15 protein-coding genes are annotated in these 17,341 nt (G+C 34.9%); 9 read left to right on the top strand and 6 right to left on the bottom strand.

All coding sequences use genetic code 11. The annotated features are described in order from the left end of the window. Window positions 1-19: 19 nt before the first annotated feature. Window positions 20-2,488 (bottom strand): zinc-dependent metalloprotease, encoded by a 2,469-nt coding sequence (locus IWX80_RS08890; protein ID WP_196853116.1) that lies wholly within the window; start codon window positions 2,486-2,488, stop codon window positions 20-22. A 302-nt stretch (window positions 2,489-2,790) separates the two neighbouring features. Between IWX80_RS08890 and IWX80_RS08885 the strand changes: the two genes are divergently transcribed. Further along, window positions 2,791-3,852, top strand: a complete 1,062-nt coding sequence (locus tag IWX80_RS08885; RefSeq protein ID WP_196853115.1) for an alkaline phosphatase D family protein — start codon at window positions 2,791-2,793, stop codon at window positions 3,850-3,852. Between the two features lie 100 nt (window positions 3,853-3,952). Here IWX80_RS08885 and IWX80_RS08880 read toward each other — a convergent pair whose 3' ends face one another. The 3 genes from IWX80_RS08880 to IWX80_RS08870 all read right to left on the bottom strand — a co-directional run bounded on the left by IWX80_RS08880 (window position 3,953) and on the right by IWX80_RS08870 (window position 6,452). Continuing rightward, window positions 3,953-4,507 (bottom strand): C40 family peptidase, encoded by a 555-nt coding sequence (locus IWX80_RS08880; RefSeq protein WP_196853114.1) that lies wholly within the window; start codon window positions 4,505-4,507, stop codon window positions 3,953-3,955. 285 nt (window positions 4,508-4,792) lie between these two features. Beyond that, on the bottom strand, window positions 4,793-5,836 hold the full coding sequence (locus IWX80_RS08875) for an RluA family pseudouridine synthase (RefSeq protein WP_196853113.1): 1,044 nt from the start codon (window positions 5,834-5,836) through the stop codon (window positions 4,793-4,795). Further along, window positions 5,826-6,452 carry a PASTA domain-containing protein gene (locus tag IWX80_RS08870; RefSeq protein ID WP_196853112.1) on the bottom strand — a complete coding sequence of 209 codons (627 nt, stop codon included), beginning with the start codon at window positions 6,450-6,452 and terminating at the stop codon, window positions 5,826-5,828. The genes IWX80_RS08875 and IWX80_RS08870 overlap by 11 nt, the downstream gene beginning before the upstream one ends. Window positions 6,453-6,670: 218 nt before the next feature. Here IWX80_RS08870 and IWX80_RS08865 point away from each other — a divergent pair, with 218 nt between their 5' ends. The 4 genes from IWX80_RS08865 to IWX80_RS08850 all read left to right on the top strand — a co-directional run bounded on the left by IWX80_RS08865 (window position 6,671) and on the right by IWX80_RS08850 (window position 9,546). After that, window positions 6,671-7,645 carry a D-alanine--D-alanine ligase gene (locus IWX80_RS08865; protein ID WP_196853111.1) on the top strand — a complete coding sequence of 325 codons (975 nt, stop codon included), beginning with the start codon at window positions 6,671-6,673 and terminating at the stop codon, window positions 7,643-7,645. Window positions 7,646-7,654: 9 nt separating this feature from the next. Next, entirely contained in the window at window positions 7,655-8,347 is a 693-nt protein-coding gene (locus IWX80_RS08860; RefSeq protein WP_196853110.1) for a DUF421 domain-containing protein, read from the top strand. Between the two features lie 40 nt (window positions 8,348-8,387). Then, window positions 8,388-8,843 carry a pantetheine-phosphate adenylyltransferase gene (gene coaD / locus IWX80_RS08855; protein WP_113634252.1) on the top strand — a complete coding sequence of 152 codons (456 nt, stop codon included), beginning with the start codon at window positions 8,388-8,390 and terminating at the stop codon, window positions 8,841-8,843. 124 nt (window positions 8,844-8,967) lie between these two features. Further along, window positions 8,968-9,546: a PhnA domain-containing protein gene (locus IWX80_RS08850; RefSeq protein ID WP_196853109.1), complete on the top strand. Its 579-nt coding sequence runs from the start codon at window positions 8,968-8,970 to the stop codon at window positions 9,544-9,546. A 148-nt stretch (window positions 9,547-9,694) separates the two neighbouring features. Here the strand turns inward: IWX80_RS08850 and IWX80_RS08845 are convergent, their stop codons facing one another. Next, window positions 9,695-11,044, bottom strand: a complete 1,350-nt coding sequence (locus tag IWX80_RS08845; RefSeq protein WP_196853108.1) for a DEAD/DEAH box helicase — start codon at window positions 11,042-11,044, stop codon at window positions 9,695-9,697. Window positions 11,045-11,201: 157 nt separating this feature from the next. On the opposite strand from IWX80_RS08845, the gene IWX80_RS08840 reads away from it, so the two are divergent. Further along, the gene (locus tag IWX80_RS08840) at window positions 11,202-12,932 is read left to right on the top strand and encodes a M14 family metallopeptidase (RefSeq protein WP_196853107.1); all 1,731 of its coding nucleotides are present in this window, start codon (window positions 11,202-11,204) and stop codon (window positions 12,930-12,932) included. A gap of 57 nt (window positions 12,933-12,989) precedes the next feature. Here the strand turns inward: IWX80_RS08840 and IWX80_RS08835 are convergent, their stop codons facing one another. Next, window positions 12,990-13,589, bottom strand: a complete 600-nt coding sequence (locus IWX80_RS08835) for an NUDIX hydrolase (protein ID WP_196853106.1) — start codon at window positions 13,587-13,589, stop codon at window positions 12,990-12,992. A 7-nt stretch (window positions 13,590-13,596) separates the two neighbouring features. Between IWX80_RS08835 and pyrE the strand changes: the two genes are divergently transcribed. The 3 genes from pyrE to IWX80_RS08820 all read left to right on the top strand — a co-directional run bounded on the left by pyrE (window position 13,597) and on the right by IWX80_RS08820 (window position 17,311). Next, entirely contained in the window at window positions 13,597-14,244 is a 648-nt protein-coding gene (gene pyrE / locus IWX80_RS08830; RefSeq protein ID WP_113634257.1) for an orotate phosphoribosyltransferase, read from the top strand. A gap of 23 nt (window positions 14,245-14,267) precedes the next feature. After that, on the top strand, window positions 14,268-14,660 hold the full coding sequence (locus IWX80_RS08825; protein WP_113634258.1) for an SRPBCC family protein: 393 nt from the start codon (window positions 14,268-14,270) through the stop codon (window positions 14,658-14,660). Window positions 14,661-14,893: 233 nt separating this feature from the next. Further along, complete coding sequence (locus tag IWX80_RS08820) at window positions 14,894-17,311, top strand: ATP-binding cassette domain-containing protein (RefSeq protein ID WP_196853105.1); 2,418 nt, start codon at window positions 14,894-14,896, stop codon at window positions 17,309-17,311. Window positions 17,312-17,341: the final 30 nt, after the last annotated feature.

Below are 17,341 nucleotides of genomic sequence, written 5' to 3'. Positions count from 1 at the left end.
AGCAGAATTTACATTCTGATTATTTTGGATTTAAAATCAATTCAATTCTTTTGATTGAATCTTCATAATGGTATTTTGTTTCTGCATTTACTGCTCTGGTTTTAGCTACAGACAACGTGTTTCTTAAAGCATTTAATTCACCTCTCACCAATCCTCTCAAATCGGATTGAGCCACATTGTAAAAATCAGATGGACGACCGGATTTAATTTCTTCTTTCATCAAATACGCCATTCTTTCGATGTATGCTCTTTGCAAATTTCTTCTGTAAATCGTTACGTTTGATGGTAAACTAGCCTCTTTCCAAATTCCTTTTCGCATGTCACCTAATAAATCCAAAGCTTTATAATTAGTAACTCCCATTATTTCGGCATCCATTAATCGACCAAGGCGTTCAAAACTCAAAACACTATTCAAATGTCTGGCTTGCAAGTTTCGGAAACGTTCTGTGTAACCTGCATAATTTATGTTTTTTAATGTAGAAACATTCACCAACCACGTTGGAGAAGCAAATGCATTCGCGTGCAACCACTGCATCGCTTCTTGTTGTTTTGCTTTTGGTACAATATCATAAATACTTCCTTTTTGATTTGGTTTTTTGGTAGCTTCATAAACGCCGCCAACATTAGTGACAACATGACCTACATATCTACTCCAAACGCCCAACATTTCTTCGTACAACTCTTCTAAATCCTCATAATTATTAGTGACATCACTCGTCCATTCCGGTAAATGAGCCGCTACGTATTGCAAGTTTTTAAGTCCGTAAGAACCGGCTTTCATCGAATTATTTCCAATATCTTCTGTTTGTGAAGTCGGGTCAAAACTGCTGCTTTGGGACCCAAATTTATAGATTGGATTTCCAGCCTTTTCCATAATCCATTTGTCTAATGTGGGTACTTCAGTTTCTGGCGAAGTCATATTCGGAATGAATCTGTAACCCCAATTAGTGGCGTAATGATCATAAGGACCCATTTGGCGGATGAAACGCACATTTTTATCTCCAGGTTGCGCGATATAATTAAAACGGGCATAATCCATCAAACTCGCTGCTATACCGTTCTTTTGAGTAAAAGCACCGTCTCTGTAATTTTCAGTGTCATAGGCACAACTCGCACCCATATTATGAGGAAAACCAAGGGCATGTCCTACTTCATGCGCAATAACCATACGCATCATTTCTCCCATTTCTTCATCACTGGTGTTTAATGTTCTTGCCGAAGGATTTGCTGCTCCGGTTTCTAACAAATACCGATTTCTATAAGAACGCAAATGGTTGTGGTACCAAATCACATCACTTTCAATAATTTCTCCCGTTCTAGGATCAGAAACACTTGGTCCAACCGCATTACGCGTTGTACTCGCCACGTAACGAATCACCGAATACCGGATGTCTTCCGGACTAAAATCAGGATCTTGTTCCTTAGTTGGAGCATCCTTGGCGATAATCGCATTTTTAAAACCTGCAGTTTCAAAAGGCTTTTGCCAATCTTCAATTCCTTGCTTGATGTACTTGCGTAATTTTTCAGGCGTGGCAGGATCTAAATAATAAACAATCGGTTTTATCGGTTCTACCAGTTCACCTTTTGCGTAAGCGACAGGATCTTTGGGTTCTAATTTCCAACGGCGGATGTACGTTTTACTGTCGGATTTTAATTCGTTACTTCCATAATCAATTTGATTCATAGTAAACCAGCCCACTCGCGGATCTGCTAATCGGGGTTGCATTGGTTTTTCAGGCAATAAAATCATCGATTGATTCATTTGGATACTGATTGTTTCCGAATCTGCCTGAACCGGCGGTTTTGAAGCGTTATAGGTAAAATCCTGAATTACTTCAATATTCATGGGGAAACTTTTCATTGTATTGATAAAGCTGCGAGTTTCATCCAAGCCTTTTACTTTATACGTTTCTCTCATTTCACCTGATAAACCGCTGATTGACTTTACATCCGTACCATAAAATTTAGTCACATCGATTACCGTATTTGCCGAATCTTTGCTGAACGCTACAATATCAAAAGCAAATAAAGTAGGTTCATAATTATTGGATTTCACCGAAATACTGATAGGCAAACTGTCATTAGCCACGGCACTGAATGATTTTAATTTGATTAGGATTTTATCTTGAAAACGTTCCCAAATAATCAATTGCTCGTTCGTCTCAGAGCCGGCATTTACATATCCGCCGCCTAAATTAGCTGGAAGTTTTGCTAACCGACTTACCAAAAGCATGTCTTTATTCAAGTATTTATTGGGGATTTCGAAGAAATATTTTTTATCCACTTTATGAACAATAAATAATCCATCGTCAGAAATAGCATCTTTAGTAATGACCTTGCTGTATTCCTTAATCGTGGCTTCCGGTTTCTTTTCCGGTGGCGGAACTACTGTAGCATTTTTATCTTTTTTCCTTTTGGATTGTGCAAATTGAGTGGTAGGCACAAGCATCGCCGCTGCAATTGCTGTTAAAATGAAAAATTTCTTCATTTAGTGGTTATTTAGTGGTTAATCAATATCAAAAATATATTTTAGTGTCAGCAAATTGAATAGCATTCATTGGTTTAACTTTTAATTAACAGACGTTGATGACTTTTTAGGCGATTTTTTAATTCTAGCTTATATTTTCGACTCATTTTAGTTACAGTCCTTTTTTTATTACATTTGGGAATACGTTTTTTTGGAATTTATACGAAGTATTGCAGTCGGCAATTAAATTAAATGGAAACTGGGAATTCTTTAGAGAACAACTCTTCTTTACAGAGAAACTTTAAAACACTAAAAATCAAATTATGATTCAAAATAATCTCTTCAAAAAATCCTTTCTATTTATAGCTATCCTACTAGTATCATGGAATAGTTTTTCGCAAAAGAACATCTCAAAAATTGCTTTCGGATCATGTTCGAACCAAAGTAATCCGTTACCTATTTTTGATGTTGTGGTAAAACACCAACCGGATTTATTTGTATTTCTGGGCGACAACATTTACGGAGACACAGACAATATGAATACACTGCAATCTAAATACGATCGATTCGCGGCTAAACCTACTTTTCAAAATTTGAAAAAAAATGTGCCCATCATTGCTACTTGGGACGATCACGATTACGGACAAAATGATGCGGGTCGGCATTATCCCAAAAAACAGGAATCTAAAGAACTATTCTTGAAATTTTTTGATGAACCTGCAGCTTCCGAAAGACGAAAACATGAAGGAATATACACGTCCTATATGTATGAAAATAAAGGTAAAAAAGTACAAATTATCTTGTTAGACAACCGCACCTTCAGAGATAATTATAAGAAATATAATGACGAAGTTAAGGATGACAAGCGGTATTTCTACTCTTTGGATTATGCGCCAATACAAAACCCCGACTCGACTTATTTAGGAGCTGCTCAATGGAAATGGCTGGAAGCCGAATTGCAAAAACCCGCTGATGTCAGACTGATTGGTTCAGGTTCGCAGTTTGGAATTGAATACAACGGTTACGAAGGCTGGGCTAATTTTCCGCTGGAGCAAAAAAGATTCCTAAACCTTATCAAAAAAACGAAAGCAAATGGAGTTTTGTTTTTAACAGGTGACGTGCATTATGGGGAAATCTCTAAACTTGCGGAACCCGGGTTGTATCCTATTTACGACTTTACCTCAAGCGGACTTTCCTCTACTTGGCATTTTGCAACACCCAACAAAAACAGAATTGAAGGCCCAATTATGGAAAACCATTTTGGTTTATTAACGATAGACTGGAAAAAGAAAATCCCACAAATAAAAATGGAAATTTGGGATGTTAATGACAATCAACGTGCGGAATACACGATTGGGCTGGATGAAATTAGTTTTAAGAAATAGCAATTTTGTAATCATAAATTATTATCAAACCTACATATTTAGTTTTAGTAAAAACTATTTACTTTAAGTTAAATAAATCTTGAATTTCAAAAAAAATTATCTACAAAACACGTATAGCTTTTACAAATCTACGTGTATAACCAGGCTTTTTTAAACTAGTAATCACCACTTTCATTTCACGACCTGAGGTAGAATGAATAAAATCACTTTCCATTCCTTTTGGATTTGTTACAATGCCCAAATGACCGATAACATTTCTGGTAGGACTCAAAAACAACAGAATATCACCTTTTTTCACATCGGAAATTGGGATTTCTTTGCCAAAATTTTTAAACTGCGAAGAACTGCGTGGAACCTTAATTTTGAAATTATTATAGACATAATAAACAAATCCGGAACAATCGAAACCATTCTTGCTACAACCCGCTGCAACATAAGGTGTTCCTAATAATCCCATTCCAAAATTGACAATCTTGTCTCCCAAATACGTGTTATTGTCAAATGGATCTACCAAGGTATCTTTGACAATAATTTCATTTTTTTGGGATAAAAACCCACCCCTTTTAGATGAACCATAAGCAATACTGCCTAAAACAAGTACCGATAAACCAATAAACAATGTCAATTTCATGGTATTCATATTTTTAAATTTCATAGTAAAAAAATTAAATTAGCATCCTTTAAATTTATATAATGGGTATGAGAATTCTATATTTCATAATTGAAACAGTGAAATTATGGAATCCCAAAAAGTTCACCTTTACAAATCTAACTAATTTATATCATTTGAAATGAAAATTAAGGGAAAAGCCCAAAAGCTAAAAAGAAAACAATGAACAAACCAAGAAACCTATAGCATAACAATCTTTGTGTGCCATTAAATACAAGTAATACAAATTACTTTCCACAAAAAAGCCCCAATGCGGGGCTTTTCATATTTTTATTCATCTACTTCGTCTGTACCATGGGATTTTGAATATCCTCTCCATTTCTCGATGCAATCTTGCAAATCCTGAGGAAGTTCCGTGTCAAAACGCATCATTTCGCCGGTTGTAGGATGCACAAAACCTAAAGTTTTGGCATGTAAAGCCTGTCTTGGCAAAGCTTTGAAACAGTTGTCTATAAACTGCTTGTATTTTGTAAAAGTAGTTCCTTTCAAAATCAAATGACCACCATAACGCTCATCATTAAAAAGCGGATGACCTATGTGTTTTAAGTGTGCCCGAATCTGGTGCGTTCTTCCAGTTTCCAGTTGGCACGAAATCAACGTAACGTATCCAAAACGTTCCAATACTTTGTAATGCGTCACGGCAGGTTTCCCTATTTCGGGATCAGCAAAAACAGCCATTTGCATGCGATCTTTCAAGTGTCTTGCTAAGTTTCCTTCAATCGTTCCTTTATCAGCCATGACATTTCCCCAAACCAAAGCGACATATTCTCTTTCAGAAGTCTTGGCCTCAAATTGCTTGGCAAGATGCGTCATCGCCGCTTCAGTTTTGGCAATCACCAATAAACCCGAAGTATCTTTATCAATTCGGTGAACTAATCCGGGACGTTCGCTGCTGTTCATTGGCAAATTATCAAAATGATACGCCAAGGCATGCACTAAAGTTCCAGTATAATTCCCGTGACCAGGATGCACCACCATTCCTGGCAATTTGTTTATCAACAATAAAGTATCGTCTTCATACACAATATCAAGCGGAATATTCTCCGGAATAATATGGTTTTCATAAGGAGGATGCGTAAGCATAACGCGAACCACATCATTGGCTTTTACCTTGTAATTCGACTTTACTGTGGCGTCGTTTACAAAAATATTTCCTTCGGTAGCTGCAGTTTGTATTTTGTTGCGAGTCGCATTTTGAATAAGGCTCATCAAGTATTTATCAATTCGCAAGGACGCTTGGCCTTTAGGAACTTCAAACCTGAAATGTTCAAATAACTCGTCTTCTAAATCTATTGTATCTATATTATTGTTCATCAACTGGTATTTCTTCTTCTATTGGTGCTGCAAGCGTATCGGCAGCATTTTCCTCTTCTTCGTAACTCATTTTTCCGTCTCCTAAAACCAAATCAATTTTGGATGATTTCAAGACTCTGTCCCCTGCTTTCAGGTTTCTTCCTTTGAAACGCATTTCCAATACCATATCTTTTCCAAGATTTGGAACATACGTAACCGATCCTTCTTCAAGTCCTAAAGCTTTCAAAGTCGGTACCGCTTCACGATATGTTTTATTCACTAAATCAGGAATTCGAACAGATGAAAATCCTGAAGTATTTATTTTTATATATATTTTTCTACCTACTTTAACCTTTGTACCCGGCGTTGGATCTTGCTCTACCACACTGTATTGCGGAAAATCACTTCTATAATCTACGCTATCCAAAAGCACATAATCTAAGTCCAACTCGTCCAGCTTTTCCTCCACTTGCTCTTCAGTCAATTTACTCAAATTGGGAACTTCAATTTCATGTCCATGATCTGTTGTAAAAGTCAACCAATGCATAAACAAATAGCCCAAAGCAGCAATAATGGCAATTGCAATTAATACTTGTACAAAAAAGACACGGCTGGTAAGATACTTACGTAAACTCATAAATTTATTTTTATATGCGGCAAAGATAAAGCTATTTCGTTCCAAAAAAAATGATAATTTTGTTTAATGCTTTTTGGAGCTATTTCCCGCTATCCGTTACAATCTTTTTATCCGCCGAAAAGGCTGATAAAAAGGATTTCCACTACTATCGGGGCTAGAATCTAGTGCTAAAAACACCTTATTATTTATTCGAACAACTAAGAACAAAACGATACAAAATGAAAAACATTGCCATCATCATGGGCGGATATTCCAGCGAGTATAAAATCTCACTCATTAGCGGAAACGTCGTATATCAATTTCTGGACAAAACGAAATACAACGGATTCCGAATCCATATTTTCAAAGAAAAATGGGTCTATGTTGATGCTAACGACTCCGAATTCCCTATTGATAAAAATGATTTTTCAGTAACCGTTGATGGTAAGAAAATCACTTTCGACTGTGTTTTCAACGCCATTCACGGAACTCCCGGCGAAGATGGATTAATGCAGGCCTATTTCGAATTATTGCATATTCCGCAAACATCCTGCGATTATTACCAAGCAGCATTAACGTTCAACAAACGTGATTTATTATCGGTTCTAAAACCATACGGCATAAAAACTGCCACTTCCTATTACTTAAATAAAGGCGATGCCATAAATACAGATGAAATTGTCGCAAAAGTTGGTTTGCCTTGTTTTGTAAAACCCAATAAAGCGGGTTCCAGTTTTGGAATTTCCAAAGTAAAAACTGCTGCCGAATTACCAATCGCGATTGAAGTTGCTTATAAAGAGGACAACGAAATCATCATAGAAAGCTTTCTTGACGGTACCGAAGTTTCCGTCGGCGTTATTAATTACAAAGGAAAAGTAACCGTCTTACCAATAACTGAAATCGTTTCTGACAATGATTTCTTCGATTATGAAGCCAAATATTTGGGTAAATCACAAGAAATCACACCGGCAAGAATCTCAGATGAAATGACACAAAAAGTAAGCGAAATAGCCAAACGTGCTTACGAAGTCCTCAAAATGAAAGGTTTTTCCAGAAGCGAATTTATATTGGTAAACGGAGAACCACACATGTTGGAAATGAACACTATTCCAGGATTAACAACGGAAAGTTTGATTCCGCAACAAGCCAAAGCCGCCGGAATTTCATTGGAAGATTTATTTACTAATGCGATAGAATTGGCATTAAATAACTAACTTTTCATTATGACAGAAATCTTTGAATGGAACCGATTATTATACAATGATTTACCAGAATCCTTTCTTTTAGAAGTCATTTTCCGTTCCACAATAATGTTTGTCGTTTTACTACTGACATTAAAAGTGGCTGGAAAACGTGGCGTGAAACAATTATCGGTATTTGAAACGGTCATTATTATTGCTTTAGGATCAGCAGCCGGAGACCCTATGTTTTATGAAGAAGTTGGTATCATTCCGCCCATAACCGTATTTCTGGTCATTATCCTATTGTACCGATTAGTAACTTGGCTCACCGGAAAAAGTAAACGATTTGAGGAGTTTATAGAAGGAAAAACCGAATGCATCATCAGCGAAGGAAAATTTTCAATCGCTACCTTTAAAAAAGAAAGTCTGGCTCAAGATGAATTCTTTTCAGAACTCCGTTTGAAATCAATAGAGCATTTAGGACAGGTGAAAAATGCATTCATGGAAACCAGTGGCGAAATCAGTGTTTTCTACTATGAAGACCACGATGTTCAACCAGGATTGCCAATTCTGCCTTTTTTATTTAAACTCAAAAGTAAAACGATTCCAGCAGAAGGTATTTATTCCTGCACCTTTTGTGGCAATACGGAAAGTCACAAACCAGGAAATGCACTGTGCAGCGTTTGTGCAAAATCGGAATGGGTCCAAGCCATACAAACACTTCGAAAAACCTAATTGAACAAAACATAAGCTCGATTTAATTATATCTTATACAATGAGAAAAGCCATATTTCCGGGATCTTTTGACCCAATCACTTTAGGACATGAAGACATCATCAAAAGAAGCATTCCTTTATTTGATGAAATCGTAATTGCCATTGGTATCAATGCTGAAAAAAAATACATGTTTTCGCTGGAAGACAGAAAGCGTTTTATTGAAGAAACCTTCAAAAACGAACCGAAAATTTCTGTAATTACTTACGAGGGTTTGACTACTGAACTTTGTAAAAAATTGAAAGCAGACTTTATCCTGCGTGGTTTACGCAATCCAGCCGATTTCGAATTTGAAAAAGCAATCGCCCACACTAATCGCCGTTTATCAAAAATAGAAACCGTGTTTTTATTGACCGCAGCAAAAACATCGTATATCAGTTCCAGCATTGTGAGAGATGTAATTCGTAACGGAGGACAATATGAAATGCTCGTTCCAGATGCAGTTCGAGTGAAATAGTGATTAGTATTCAGTGGTCAGTCGCAGTTTTCGGTCATTAACTGTAGATTAAAACTAAACAACAATAAAATTTGTGGAAAGCGCTGTTAAGCCGTACTTTCACCAAAAATAAAAGCCATTAAACATGAGTATAGAAAGAGAATTAAGTAAACGCAGCGGATCTAAATGTGAACTTTGTGGTGCAACAGAAAACCTAAAAGTGTATGAAGTACTTCCTACAAAAAAAGGTGGAGTAGATGAAAGCATCATGGCTTGCAGTACTTGTATTGATCAAATGGAAAATGCAGGACATGAAGATTTAAACCACTGGAGATGTTTGAATGACAGTATGTGGAGCGAACATATTCCAGTACAAGTTGTTTCTTGGAGAATGTTAAGCCGTTTACGTAAAAATGGTTGGCCTCAAGAATTGTTGGAGCAAATGTATTTTGATGAAGATACTTTAGCATGGGCTCAGGCAACTGGTGAAGGAGAAGATGATGAAAATAAAATTATACACCGTGACAGCAACGGAGTGATTCTTGAAATTGGAGATTCAGTCGTTTTAATCAAAGATTTAAAAGTAAAAGGTTCAAGCATGGTGGCCAAACAAGGAACTGCAGTGCGTAACATCAGACTAGATCACGAAAACGCCGAATATATTGAAGGTAAAGTAGATGGTCAGACTATTGTAATTATTACACAATACGTTAAGAAAATATAGTTTGCAGTGATCAGTGATTGGAAAAAAGAGTGATCAGTGACTTTCTTGATAACAAAAAATCGTTAACAGTAATAAAATTTACTGTTAACGATTTTTTAATTGGTATAATGTTTTTTTTTACTGCTCACTAGAAACTGAAAACTGAACACTAATTTTCCTCTTCTTTCTTAATCACTTTTCGAGCGACTTCAATTTTAAATTTCTTGCCTTTCATTTTCTCGTCTTTAATGGCGTGCAATAAATCTTTTACTTTGTTGAATTTCACAGCAGCAAAAGAGATAAAATCTTTCACTTCGATTAATCCCAAATCGCCTTTTTCTAATTTCCCTTTTTGAGAAAAGAAACCAACGATATCTATTTTATTTAGTTTATTTTTCTTTCCGCCACTGATGTAAATGGTTTGAAATTCAGGTGGTTTTGGCAATGAGGTAGAGTTTTCAACTTTCAAAGCTTCCATTCCATAATCTATATAATCCATTTTTTTCTCACTTTCATGAGCAATAATATATGCCGTACCAGAAGCCAGCATACGCGCAGTACGTCCGTTTCTATGCGTAAATTCGTCTTCTTTGGATGGTAAATGATAATGAATTACGTGATTCATTTCGGGAATATCAAGTCCACGAGCGGCCAAATCAGTAGTGATTAGATAACTCACACTTCCGTTTCTAAACTGGATTAGCGCACGTTCTCTTTCGTCCTGATCCATTCCGCCATGATAATAGGTAGAATAAATTCCTTTTTCGTTCAACGTATCGCTGATACGTTCTGCAGCATCACGATGGTTGCAAAAAACAATAGCAGATTGTGATTTCAACGAACAAATCAAGTTGAACAAACTTCCAATTTTGTCTTTTTCTTTCGAAACTACAATTTTCATCGAAAGATTCGTTTCTGCTACGTTTTCTGGAATGAAATCCAAAATAGTTGGGTGAACGACTCTTGTATATCTTGGAATCTCAATATCGGAAGTGGCCGAAACCAAAACGCGTTTGTTCAGTTTCGTTAATTTTCCAATGATAAATGACATTTGCTCATGGAAACCCAATTGCAAGGATTTATCAAATTCATCCAAAATCAAGGTTTGAATTTTATCCACTCGGAAAGTTCCTCTGTCGATATGATCCGCAATTCTTCCCGGAGTTCCTATTAATACTGCTGGAGGATTGCTTAAATTCTTGATTTCAGTATCAATGGAATGCCCGCCGTAACAAACATTTACTTTATAATCGGTTCCCATTTTTTTCCAAACCTGCTCAATCTGCAATCCTAATTCACGTGATGGAACCAGAATTAAACATTGAACCGATTGAATTTCAGGCTGCAACATTTCTAAAATAGGCAATAAAAAAGCCAATGTTTTCCCGGAACCTGTTGGCGAAAGCAATAAAACATTATTGTCATTTAGAATAGCATCTTGTGCTACTTCCTGCATTTCGTTCATGCTTTCAATGCCTAAATTCAAAAGTATATTGTTGGAATGTTGTTTCTTATTCATTTTTTCAATTTGGTACAAAGGTAATTTTTAATTGTGAGTTATGAATTTTGAATTATCAAATTTCATTCTTTTTCAATCGGAAAATTCCTTTTAGTACATTCATTTCTACAGTTATCTAAAAAAAGCTACATTTGAAATTCAATTTAAAAACCGAAATATGAGAGTTTTCACATTCCTTTTTTTACTATTCTCCATCAGTTCATTTGCACAAAAAACGAATAAATACGATACTTTTTTCGAAAAAGGCAATGGCAATCAATCAGCGTCTTATCAAGAAACAATTGCTTATTACAAACTTTTGGCAGATGATTTTCCTACTATCGAAATTCAAAAAATGGGATTGACAGACAGCGGTGAACCTTTACACATGGTTGTTTTTAATCCTGAAAAGCAATTTAACTTTGGAATTATCCAAAAAAACAAAGCGGTAATTTTGCTTAACAACGGAATTCACGCAGGAGAACCTGATGGAATTGACGCCAGTATGCAATTGTTTAGAGATTTAGCTTTGGGCAAAATAAAAGCTCCTAAAAACACGGTTATTGTTTGTATTCCGGTATATAATATTGGCGGCGCTTTAAACAGAAATTCCACTTCAAGAGCCAATCAGGACGGACCGGAAATCTATGGCTTTCGTGGCAATGCGAGAAACTATGATCTGAATCGCGATTTCATCAAATCTGACACCCGAAATACGAAAAGTTTTGTGGAAATATTCCATAAAATAAACGCCGATGTCTTTATTGACAATCACGTTAGCAATGGCGCAGATTACCAATACAAACTCACGTACATTATGACCCAACATAATAAATTGGGAACCGTTTTAGGTGATTTTTTAAATACTGAAATGATGCCGGCTTTAGTCAAAGATTTACAAAAAAAGAACATCGAAACTACGCCTTATGTCAATGCTTTTCAGGACACACCGGACAAAGGTTTTGGTCAATTTTTTGAAAGCCCACGATTTGCAACGGGATACACATCATTGTTCAATACAATAGGATTTGTCGTTGAAACGCATATGCTTAAAAAATATGCAGATCGTGTGAAAGTGACATACGAATACATGCGTTCAGCAATCGATTTTACAGATGCTAATTACAAAAAAATAAAACAACTGCGTTTGAAAAATGAAGAGCAGTACCAACCAAAGAAATCGTACACGATTAAATGGGAAATTGATAGTACAAAAACGATTCCGTTTTCTTTTTTAGGTTATGAAGCCAGTTACAAAAAAAGTAATGTCACGTCAGGAAATCGCTTGTTTTATGACCGTACAAAACCATTCAAAAAAGACATTCCGTACAGCAAGGAATTCAAATCTGTAAAAGAGATAATAATTCCAGAAGCGTATATCATTCCAAGGGGATTTTGGCCAATAATTGATTTATTAAAAAGTAATACAATTACCTATTCCCAACTAAAAAACGACACCATAATTGAAGTAGAAAGCTATAGAATTGCAGATTTCAAAACGACAAATTCAGCTTATGAAGGCCATTATTTGCACCGAAACACTTCGGTAACTTCTAAAATGGAAAAAGTGGCTTTCGCCAAAGGAGATTATGTAATTCCCACTCAACAAAAAGGAATCAAATATTTATTGGAAACATTAGAACCGGAAGCAATCGATTCTTTTTTCAACTGGAACTTTTTCGATACGATGTTGCAACAAAAAGAAGGCTATTCTGATTATGTTTTTGAAGATTCAGCAACGCAAATTTTGAAAGAAAATCCAAAACTAAAAGCTGAATTTGATTTGAAAAAGCAAAGCGATGTAAATTTCATCAATAATCCGGAAGCCCAACTCGACTGGATTTACAAACATTCGGTTTACTATGAAAAGGCACATTTACAATATCCTGTCTATCGTGTATTGAAATAAAATTCCTCTTTTAAAGAAATGCCCCCAAATAGTTTTCACTTTCTGGGGGCATTCAATTTATATAATCTTCTCTTCTTCAAACAATAATTTAATGTTTTCGTAGGAGTTTTTCAAAGCTTCCTTGATTTGTGCCGGATTCATCCAGGCTACTTTATCAATTCCTTCGTCTAATTGTCCTTGAGGCGTTCCTTCAAAATCAGATTGCATTTCGAACCAGTGCGTAATTTTTAATTTGTACTTACCATTTCGTCTAAAAACATGATACGTTTTTTGAAGTTTATGTGAAATTGACAAGCCATTTACACCAGTCTCCTCCTCAACTTCACGCATGGCAGTATCCTCAATCTCCTCTCCTTTTTCGATTCCACCTTTAGGCAAATCCCATTTTCCATTTCTAAAAATGAATAAAACCTCCCCTTTTTTATTATATACCAAGCCGCCTCCCGCTTTACAAACGGGTATTTTAGCTTTTAAAGTCTTCATAATCAAGCTTTCGTCAGGATGATAAAGATAGGCCTTATTAATTTTATTTTGAAAGATTTTGACTATAAGTTGTTCTATGTCAATACTTTCTAATAGAAATAATTGAAAATCTGTCTCCTTAGAGATGTGATTTGTCAAAAAAAGTGGTTTGTCGTTAACAAAAACTTTATACATTTGTACTATGATTTTTAATAAAGATACAGCCGAAAAAACAGCCGAATTTCTTTTGCAAATAAATGCAATTAAATTGAATCCAAGAAATCCTTTTACATGGGCTTCTGGATGGAAATCGCCTATTTATTGTGATAACCGATTAATCCTCTCATTTCCAGCCGTGAGAAATTATGTGCGGGATGAATTTTCCAAGAATATTGAGAAGCAATTTGGTAAACCAGATGTTATTGCCGGTGTTGCTACTGGAGCGATAGGAATTGGTATGCTGGTAGCGGAAAGTATGGGATTGCCGTTTGTATATGTTCGCCCTGAACCAAAGAAACACGGTAGACAAAATCAAGTGGAAGGTTTTTTACAAAAAGGACAAAATGTAGTTGTTGTAGAAGATTTAATCAGTACCGGAAACAGCAGTTTACTTGCTGTGGAAGCGTTGCGCGAAGCTGGTGCTAATGTAAAAGGCATGGCCGCAATCTTCACGTACGGTTTTGATGTAGCTGAACAGAATTTTAAAAGTGCACATTTGGATTTATTTACTCTAAGTAATTATCAAAATTTATTGAATTTGGCTGTTGCCAAAAGATATATCACTGAGGACGAAGAACAGACTCTAAGAGAATGGAATGTGAGTCCGTCCACATGGACAATTGAAGTTTAAACAATTAATAAAAAATAAAAACAATGAACTTAGAAAGTCCTAAAGTTACTGTTCAAAAATCAGCTCAAGAATTATTTGATTTATTGAGTGATGTGAAAAATTTTGAAAAATTAATGCCAGAAAACATCGCTAAATTTGAAGTTATTGGTGACGATGCTTTCATTTTTGGACTAAAAGGGATGCCGGAAATAAAGTTAAAAATGAAAGAAAAAGTAGCTCCCTCCAAAATAGTTTTGGGTGCAGCAAGCGACAAACTTCCATTTACATTGGTAGCAAATATAGATGCAGTTTCTGAAACTTCAAGTGATGTAAAACTTGATTTCGAAGGTGATTTCAATCCTATGATGGCCATGATGATAAAAGGTCCAATTGGAAAATTTATCGAAACTTTAGCAAGCAACATGAACAAATTGTAAAAACTATTTTAAATAGTAACAATAAGATAATATTTTGAAGTCTTTTGGTGAAAACCAAGAGACTTTTTTTATACATAAAAGGCAACAAATGTCATTTTATCGTCTTTTTAGGTTCGTCATGGAAAAAAATTATATTACTCATTTAATGTTAGTAAATTACTGATTATTAAATAGTTAATAATAATTTAAACTCTAGTTAGCCCCATAACCAGAGATAAAAAATCACATGATCCATGCCAATTACTGATCCCCAATTAAAGAGCAACGATTGCGGAATTAGCGCAATTAAAACTATTTTTAATATTTATGAAAGGAAAATTTCTCGAAAATATATCGAGCAAAATGTTCCATTGGAAGAAAAAGGATCACGAATTTCGGATATCAAAAATTTTTTGAATTCAAATGGCTTTAAAGCGAAGTTCAAATTATTTGACATTAATTACATTGCAGGAAATGAAGCTAACCTTCAAGCGTTATTCCCGTTTATTCTTCCTATCGAAAATAAAAATGGTTTGCATTATGTGGTTGTTAACGAGTTGAAAAATAAGCAACTCAAAATATACGATCCTAGTAAGGGCAGTCAATACTTTTTGTCCTTACAAGAAATAAAACGAAAAGCACATTTCAACAAAAATCATTGGGATCTAACAGATACCGAAGATAAAATAGTAACAATTTGCACCCAAGATTTAGCAGAATACCATATTAATTATAAAAATGCTTTACAAGAAAACGGTCACGCTTTACTGTTTAACAAACTCACCTATTTCAAATACCTAAAAGAAAGTTTTGGCTTTAAAGACTCCGAAGCCGAAAGAAATTTTATAAAAGATTTATTGAAAAATCAGGAAATTTCTGCGATTCCCAATAGCTTTAAAATACTGGAATTTGAAAAGGGAAAAATAAAAAACAATTCACCGCTTATCCTTGTTGTCAAAGAAGAAACACAGGAAATAGAACCACAACAGTCAATTCCAGAGGAAGACAGCCGCAGTTTATATTGGCAATTATTCAATCAATTAGGCGAATATAAAAATCTGTGGTACATCTATATTTTTGCTGCTTTATTTTCAGCAGCAACAGCACAAATTGCCGTTTTCACCAATCAGATTATGATTGATAATGTGTTACCAACTTATAATTTAAACACGTTGGTTTTATTTGCAATAGGGCTTGGGATTTATAAAATTTTTGACATTTTCACCACGGTTTATAAAAACTTTGTGGGGATTCATTTAGGCAATGCGTTGGATAAATATTTCTTATTCTCTTTCGATAACAAAATTAATAATTCATCCCTCTCCTATATTCATTCTTATAAAAAAGGTGATTTAATGGAGCGAGTCAGTGATTCGTTGAAACTAAAAAGCTTTTTCATGAAGTTTTTCACTAACATACTTGTGGATGTCAGCGTATCAATTTACTCCTTATGTATTTTATTTTTTATAGATAAAACACTGACTTTAATAGTTTTGGGAGTAATGATTTTGTTTTTTCTTTGGTTCAAATTCATAACTCCGTATTTGAAACAAAATGAAAGATTGCGCTATATGCGGAAAGCCGATTTTCTTTCTAAAATGATGGAGAAAGTAGATGGAATACAGGTTATCAAAAGTTTCCGAATAGAGCGGTTTCATTCGAATAAAATCTTTGTAAGTATCAATGAATACCTTAAAATCCAGCTCAGAAACGGCTATATTGATTTACTGAATAAAATTGTTGTAGCCTTGATAGTCATTGTTTCCACGATTTTTATCATTTTATTTCTGACCAAATCAGCTATCGAAACTCAAATAATTACTCTTGGACAAATCGTGACTTTTATAGCGCTCTCTTCGAAGATATTTTCGTCTTTGAAAGGAATTTTGGATGATAACTTGACGCTTCAGGAAAATGAAGTAATCTTAAAGAGATATTTGGATTTTGATGAACAAACAAAAAAAGTCTGTAAAAAAGGAATTCAGGATTTCAGCATTGAAAAGATTGAATTTCAGAATTTGAATTACGGCTATTTACCCGATGAATTTGTACTGAAAGACATTAATTTAAAAATTCGAAAAGGTGAAAAAATTAAGATTGAAGGACAAAATGGTTCTGGAAAATCAACTTTCAGCAAAGTTTTAACGACACTTTATCATCCCAATTCCGGTTCTATTTTGATTAACGAAAGAGAGAAGAAATTTTACAATGATGATAAAATGCGGGACAAAATACTTTTGGTCACTAATGAAGATACATTGTTCAACGATACAATTCAAAACAATATCATTCTGGGAAAAGAAATTTCAGTCGAGGCAATTTTGGACATGGCTAAACAAATCAACTTTTATGATTTTATAGCTTCAAAAGACGACGGATTGGATTTTATCATCAACGAAAACGGGAAAAATCTCTCCACCGGACAACGAAAAAAAATCCTTTTGCTTCGCGCTTTATTTTCTCAGGCGGAACTCATTATTTTAGATGAAGTACTATCAGGAATGGATATAGAATCGAGGAACAAGATAGAAACAATGATAGATGAAGATGACACAAAAACCTACATCATCATCTCGCATGAACCAATAACCAATATCAATTTTTCTAAAAAATATAAAATATCAAATGGAGAACTCTTTATATTACAACACGAAGTCAATCCGATTTATTAAAATTCTAAATCGGATTTTAGTGGCGTTTCT

The organism is Flavobacterium sp. CAN_S2 (assembly GCF_015752255.1).
In the GTDB taxonomy this organism is placed as follows: Bacteria; Bacteroidota; Bacteroidia; order Flavobacteriales; family Flavobacteriaceae; genus Flavobacterium.
Note: the sequence above shows the minus strand (reverse complement) of the source record. Positions and strands in the feature narration are given on the sequence as shown.

What these genes read in the sequence shown, in the direction of transcription:
- IWX80_RS08850 (WP_196853109.1), top strand. Translation starts at nt 8,968, where the DNA reads ATGAGTATAGAAAGAGAATTAAGTAAACGCAGCGGATCTAAATGTGAA.
- coaD (WP_113634252.1), top strand. Translation starts at nt 8,388, where the DNA reads ATGAGAAAAGCCATATTTCCGGGATCTTTTGACCCAATCACTTTAGGA.
- IWX80_RS08825 (WP_113634258.1), top strand. Translation starts at nt 14,268, where the DNA reads ATGAACTTAGAAAGTCCTAAAGTTACTGTTCAAAAATCAGCTCAAGAA.
- IWX80_RS08835 (WP_196853106.1), bottom strand. Translation starts at nt 13,589, where the DNA reads ATGTATAAAGTTTTTGTTAACGACAAACCACTTTTTTTGACAAATCAC.
- IWX80_RS08880 (WP_196853114.1), bottom strand. Translation starts at nt 4,507, where the DNA reads ATGAAATTTAAAAATATGAATACCATGAAATTGACATTGTTTATTGGT.
- IWX80_RS08840 (WP_196853107.1), top strand. Translation starts at nt 11,202, where the DNA reads ATGAGAGTTTTCACATTCCTTTTTTTACTATTCTCCATCAGTTCATTT.
- IWX80_RS08865 (WP_196853111.1), top strand. Translation starts at nt 6,671, where the DNA reads ATGAAAAACATTGCCATCATCATGGGCGGATATTCCAGCGAGTATAAA.
- IWX80_RS08820 (WP_196853105.1), top strand. Translation starts at nt 14,894, where the DNA reads ATGCCAATTACTGATCCCCAATTAAAGAGCAACGATTGCGGAATTAGC.
- IWX80_RS08860 (WP_196853110.1), top strand. Translation starts at nt 7,655, where the DNA reads ATGACAGAAATCTTTGAATGGAACCGATTATTATACAATGATTTACCA.
- IWX80_RS08885 (WP_196853115.1), top strand. Translation starts at nt 2,791, where the DNA reads ATGATTCAAAATAATCTCTTCAAAAAATCCTTTCTATTTATAGCTATC.
- IWX80_RS08875 (WP_196853113.1), bottom strand. Translation starts at nt 5,836, where the DNA reads ATGAACAATAATATAGATACAATAGATTTAGAAGACGAGTTATTTGAA.
- IWX80_RS08870 (WP_196853112.1), bottom strand. Translation starts at nt 6,452, where the DNA reads ATGAGTTTACGTAAGTATCTTACCAGCCGTGTCTTTTTTGTACAAGTA.
- IWX80_RS08845 (WP_196853108.1), bottom strand. Translation starts at nt 11,044, where the DNA reads ATGAATAAGAAACAACATTCCAACAATATACTTTTGAATTTAGGCATT.
- pyrE (WP_113634257.1), top strand. Translation starts at nt 13,597, where the DNA reads ATGATTTTTAATAAAGATACAGCCGAAAAAACAGCCGAATTTCTTTTG.
- IWX80_RS08890 (WP_196853116.1), bottom strand. Translation starts at nt 2,488, where the DNA reads ATGAAGAAATTTTTCATTTTAACAGCAATTGCAGCGGCGATGCTTGTG.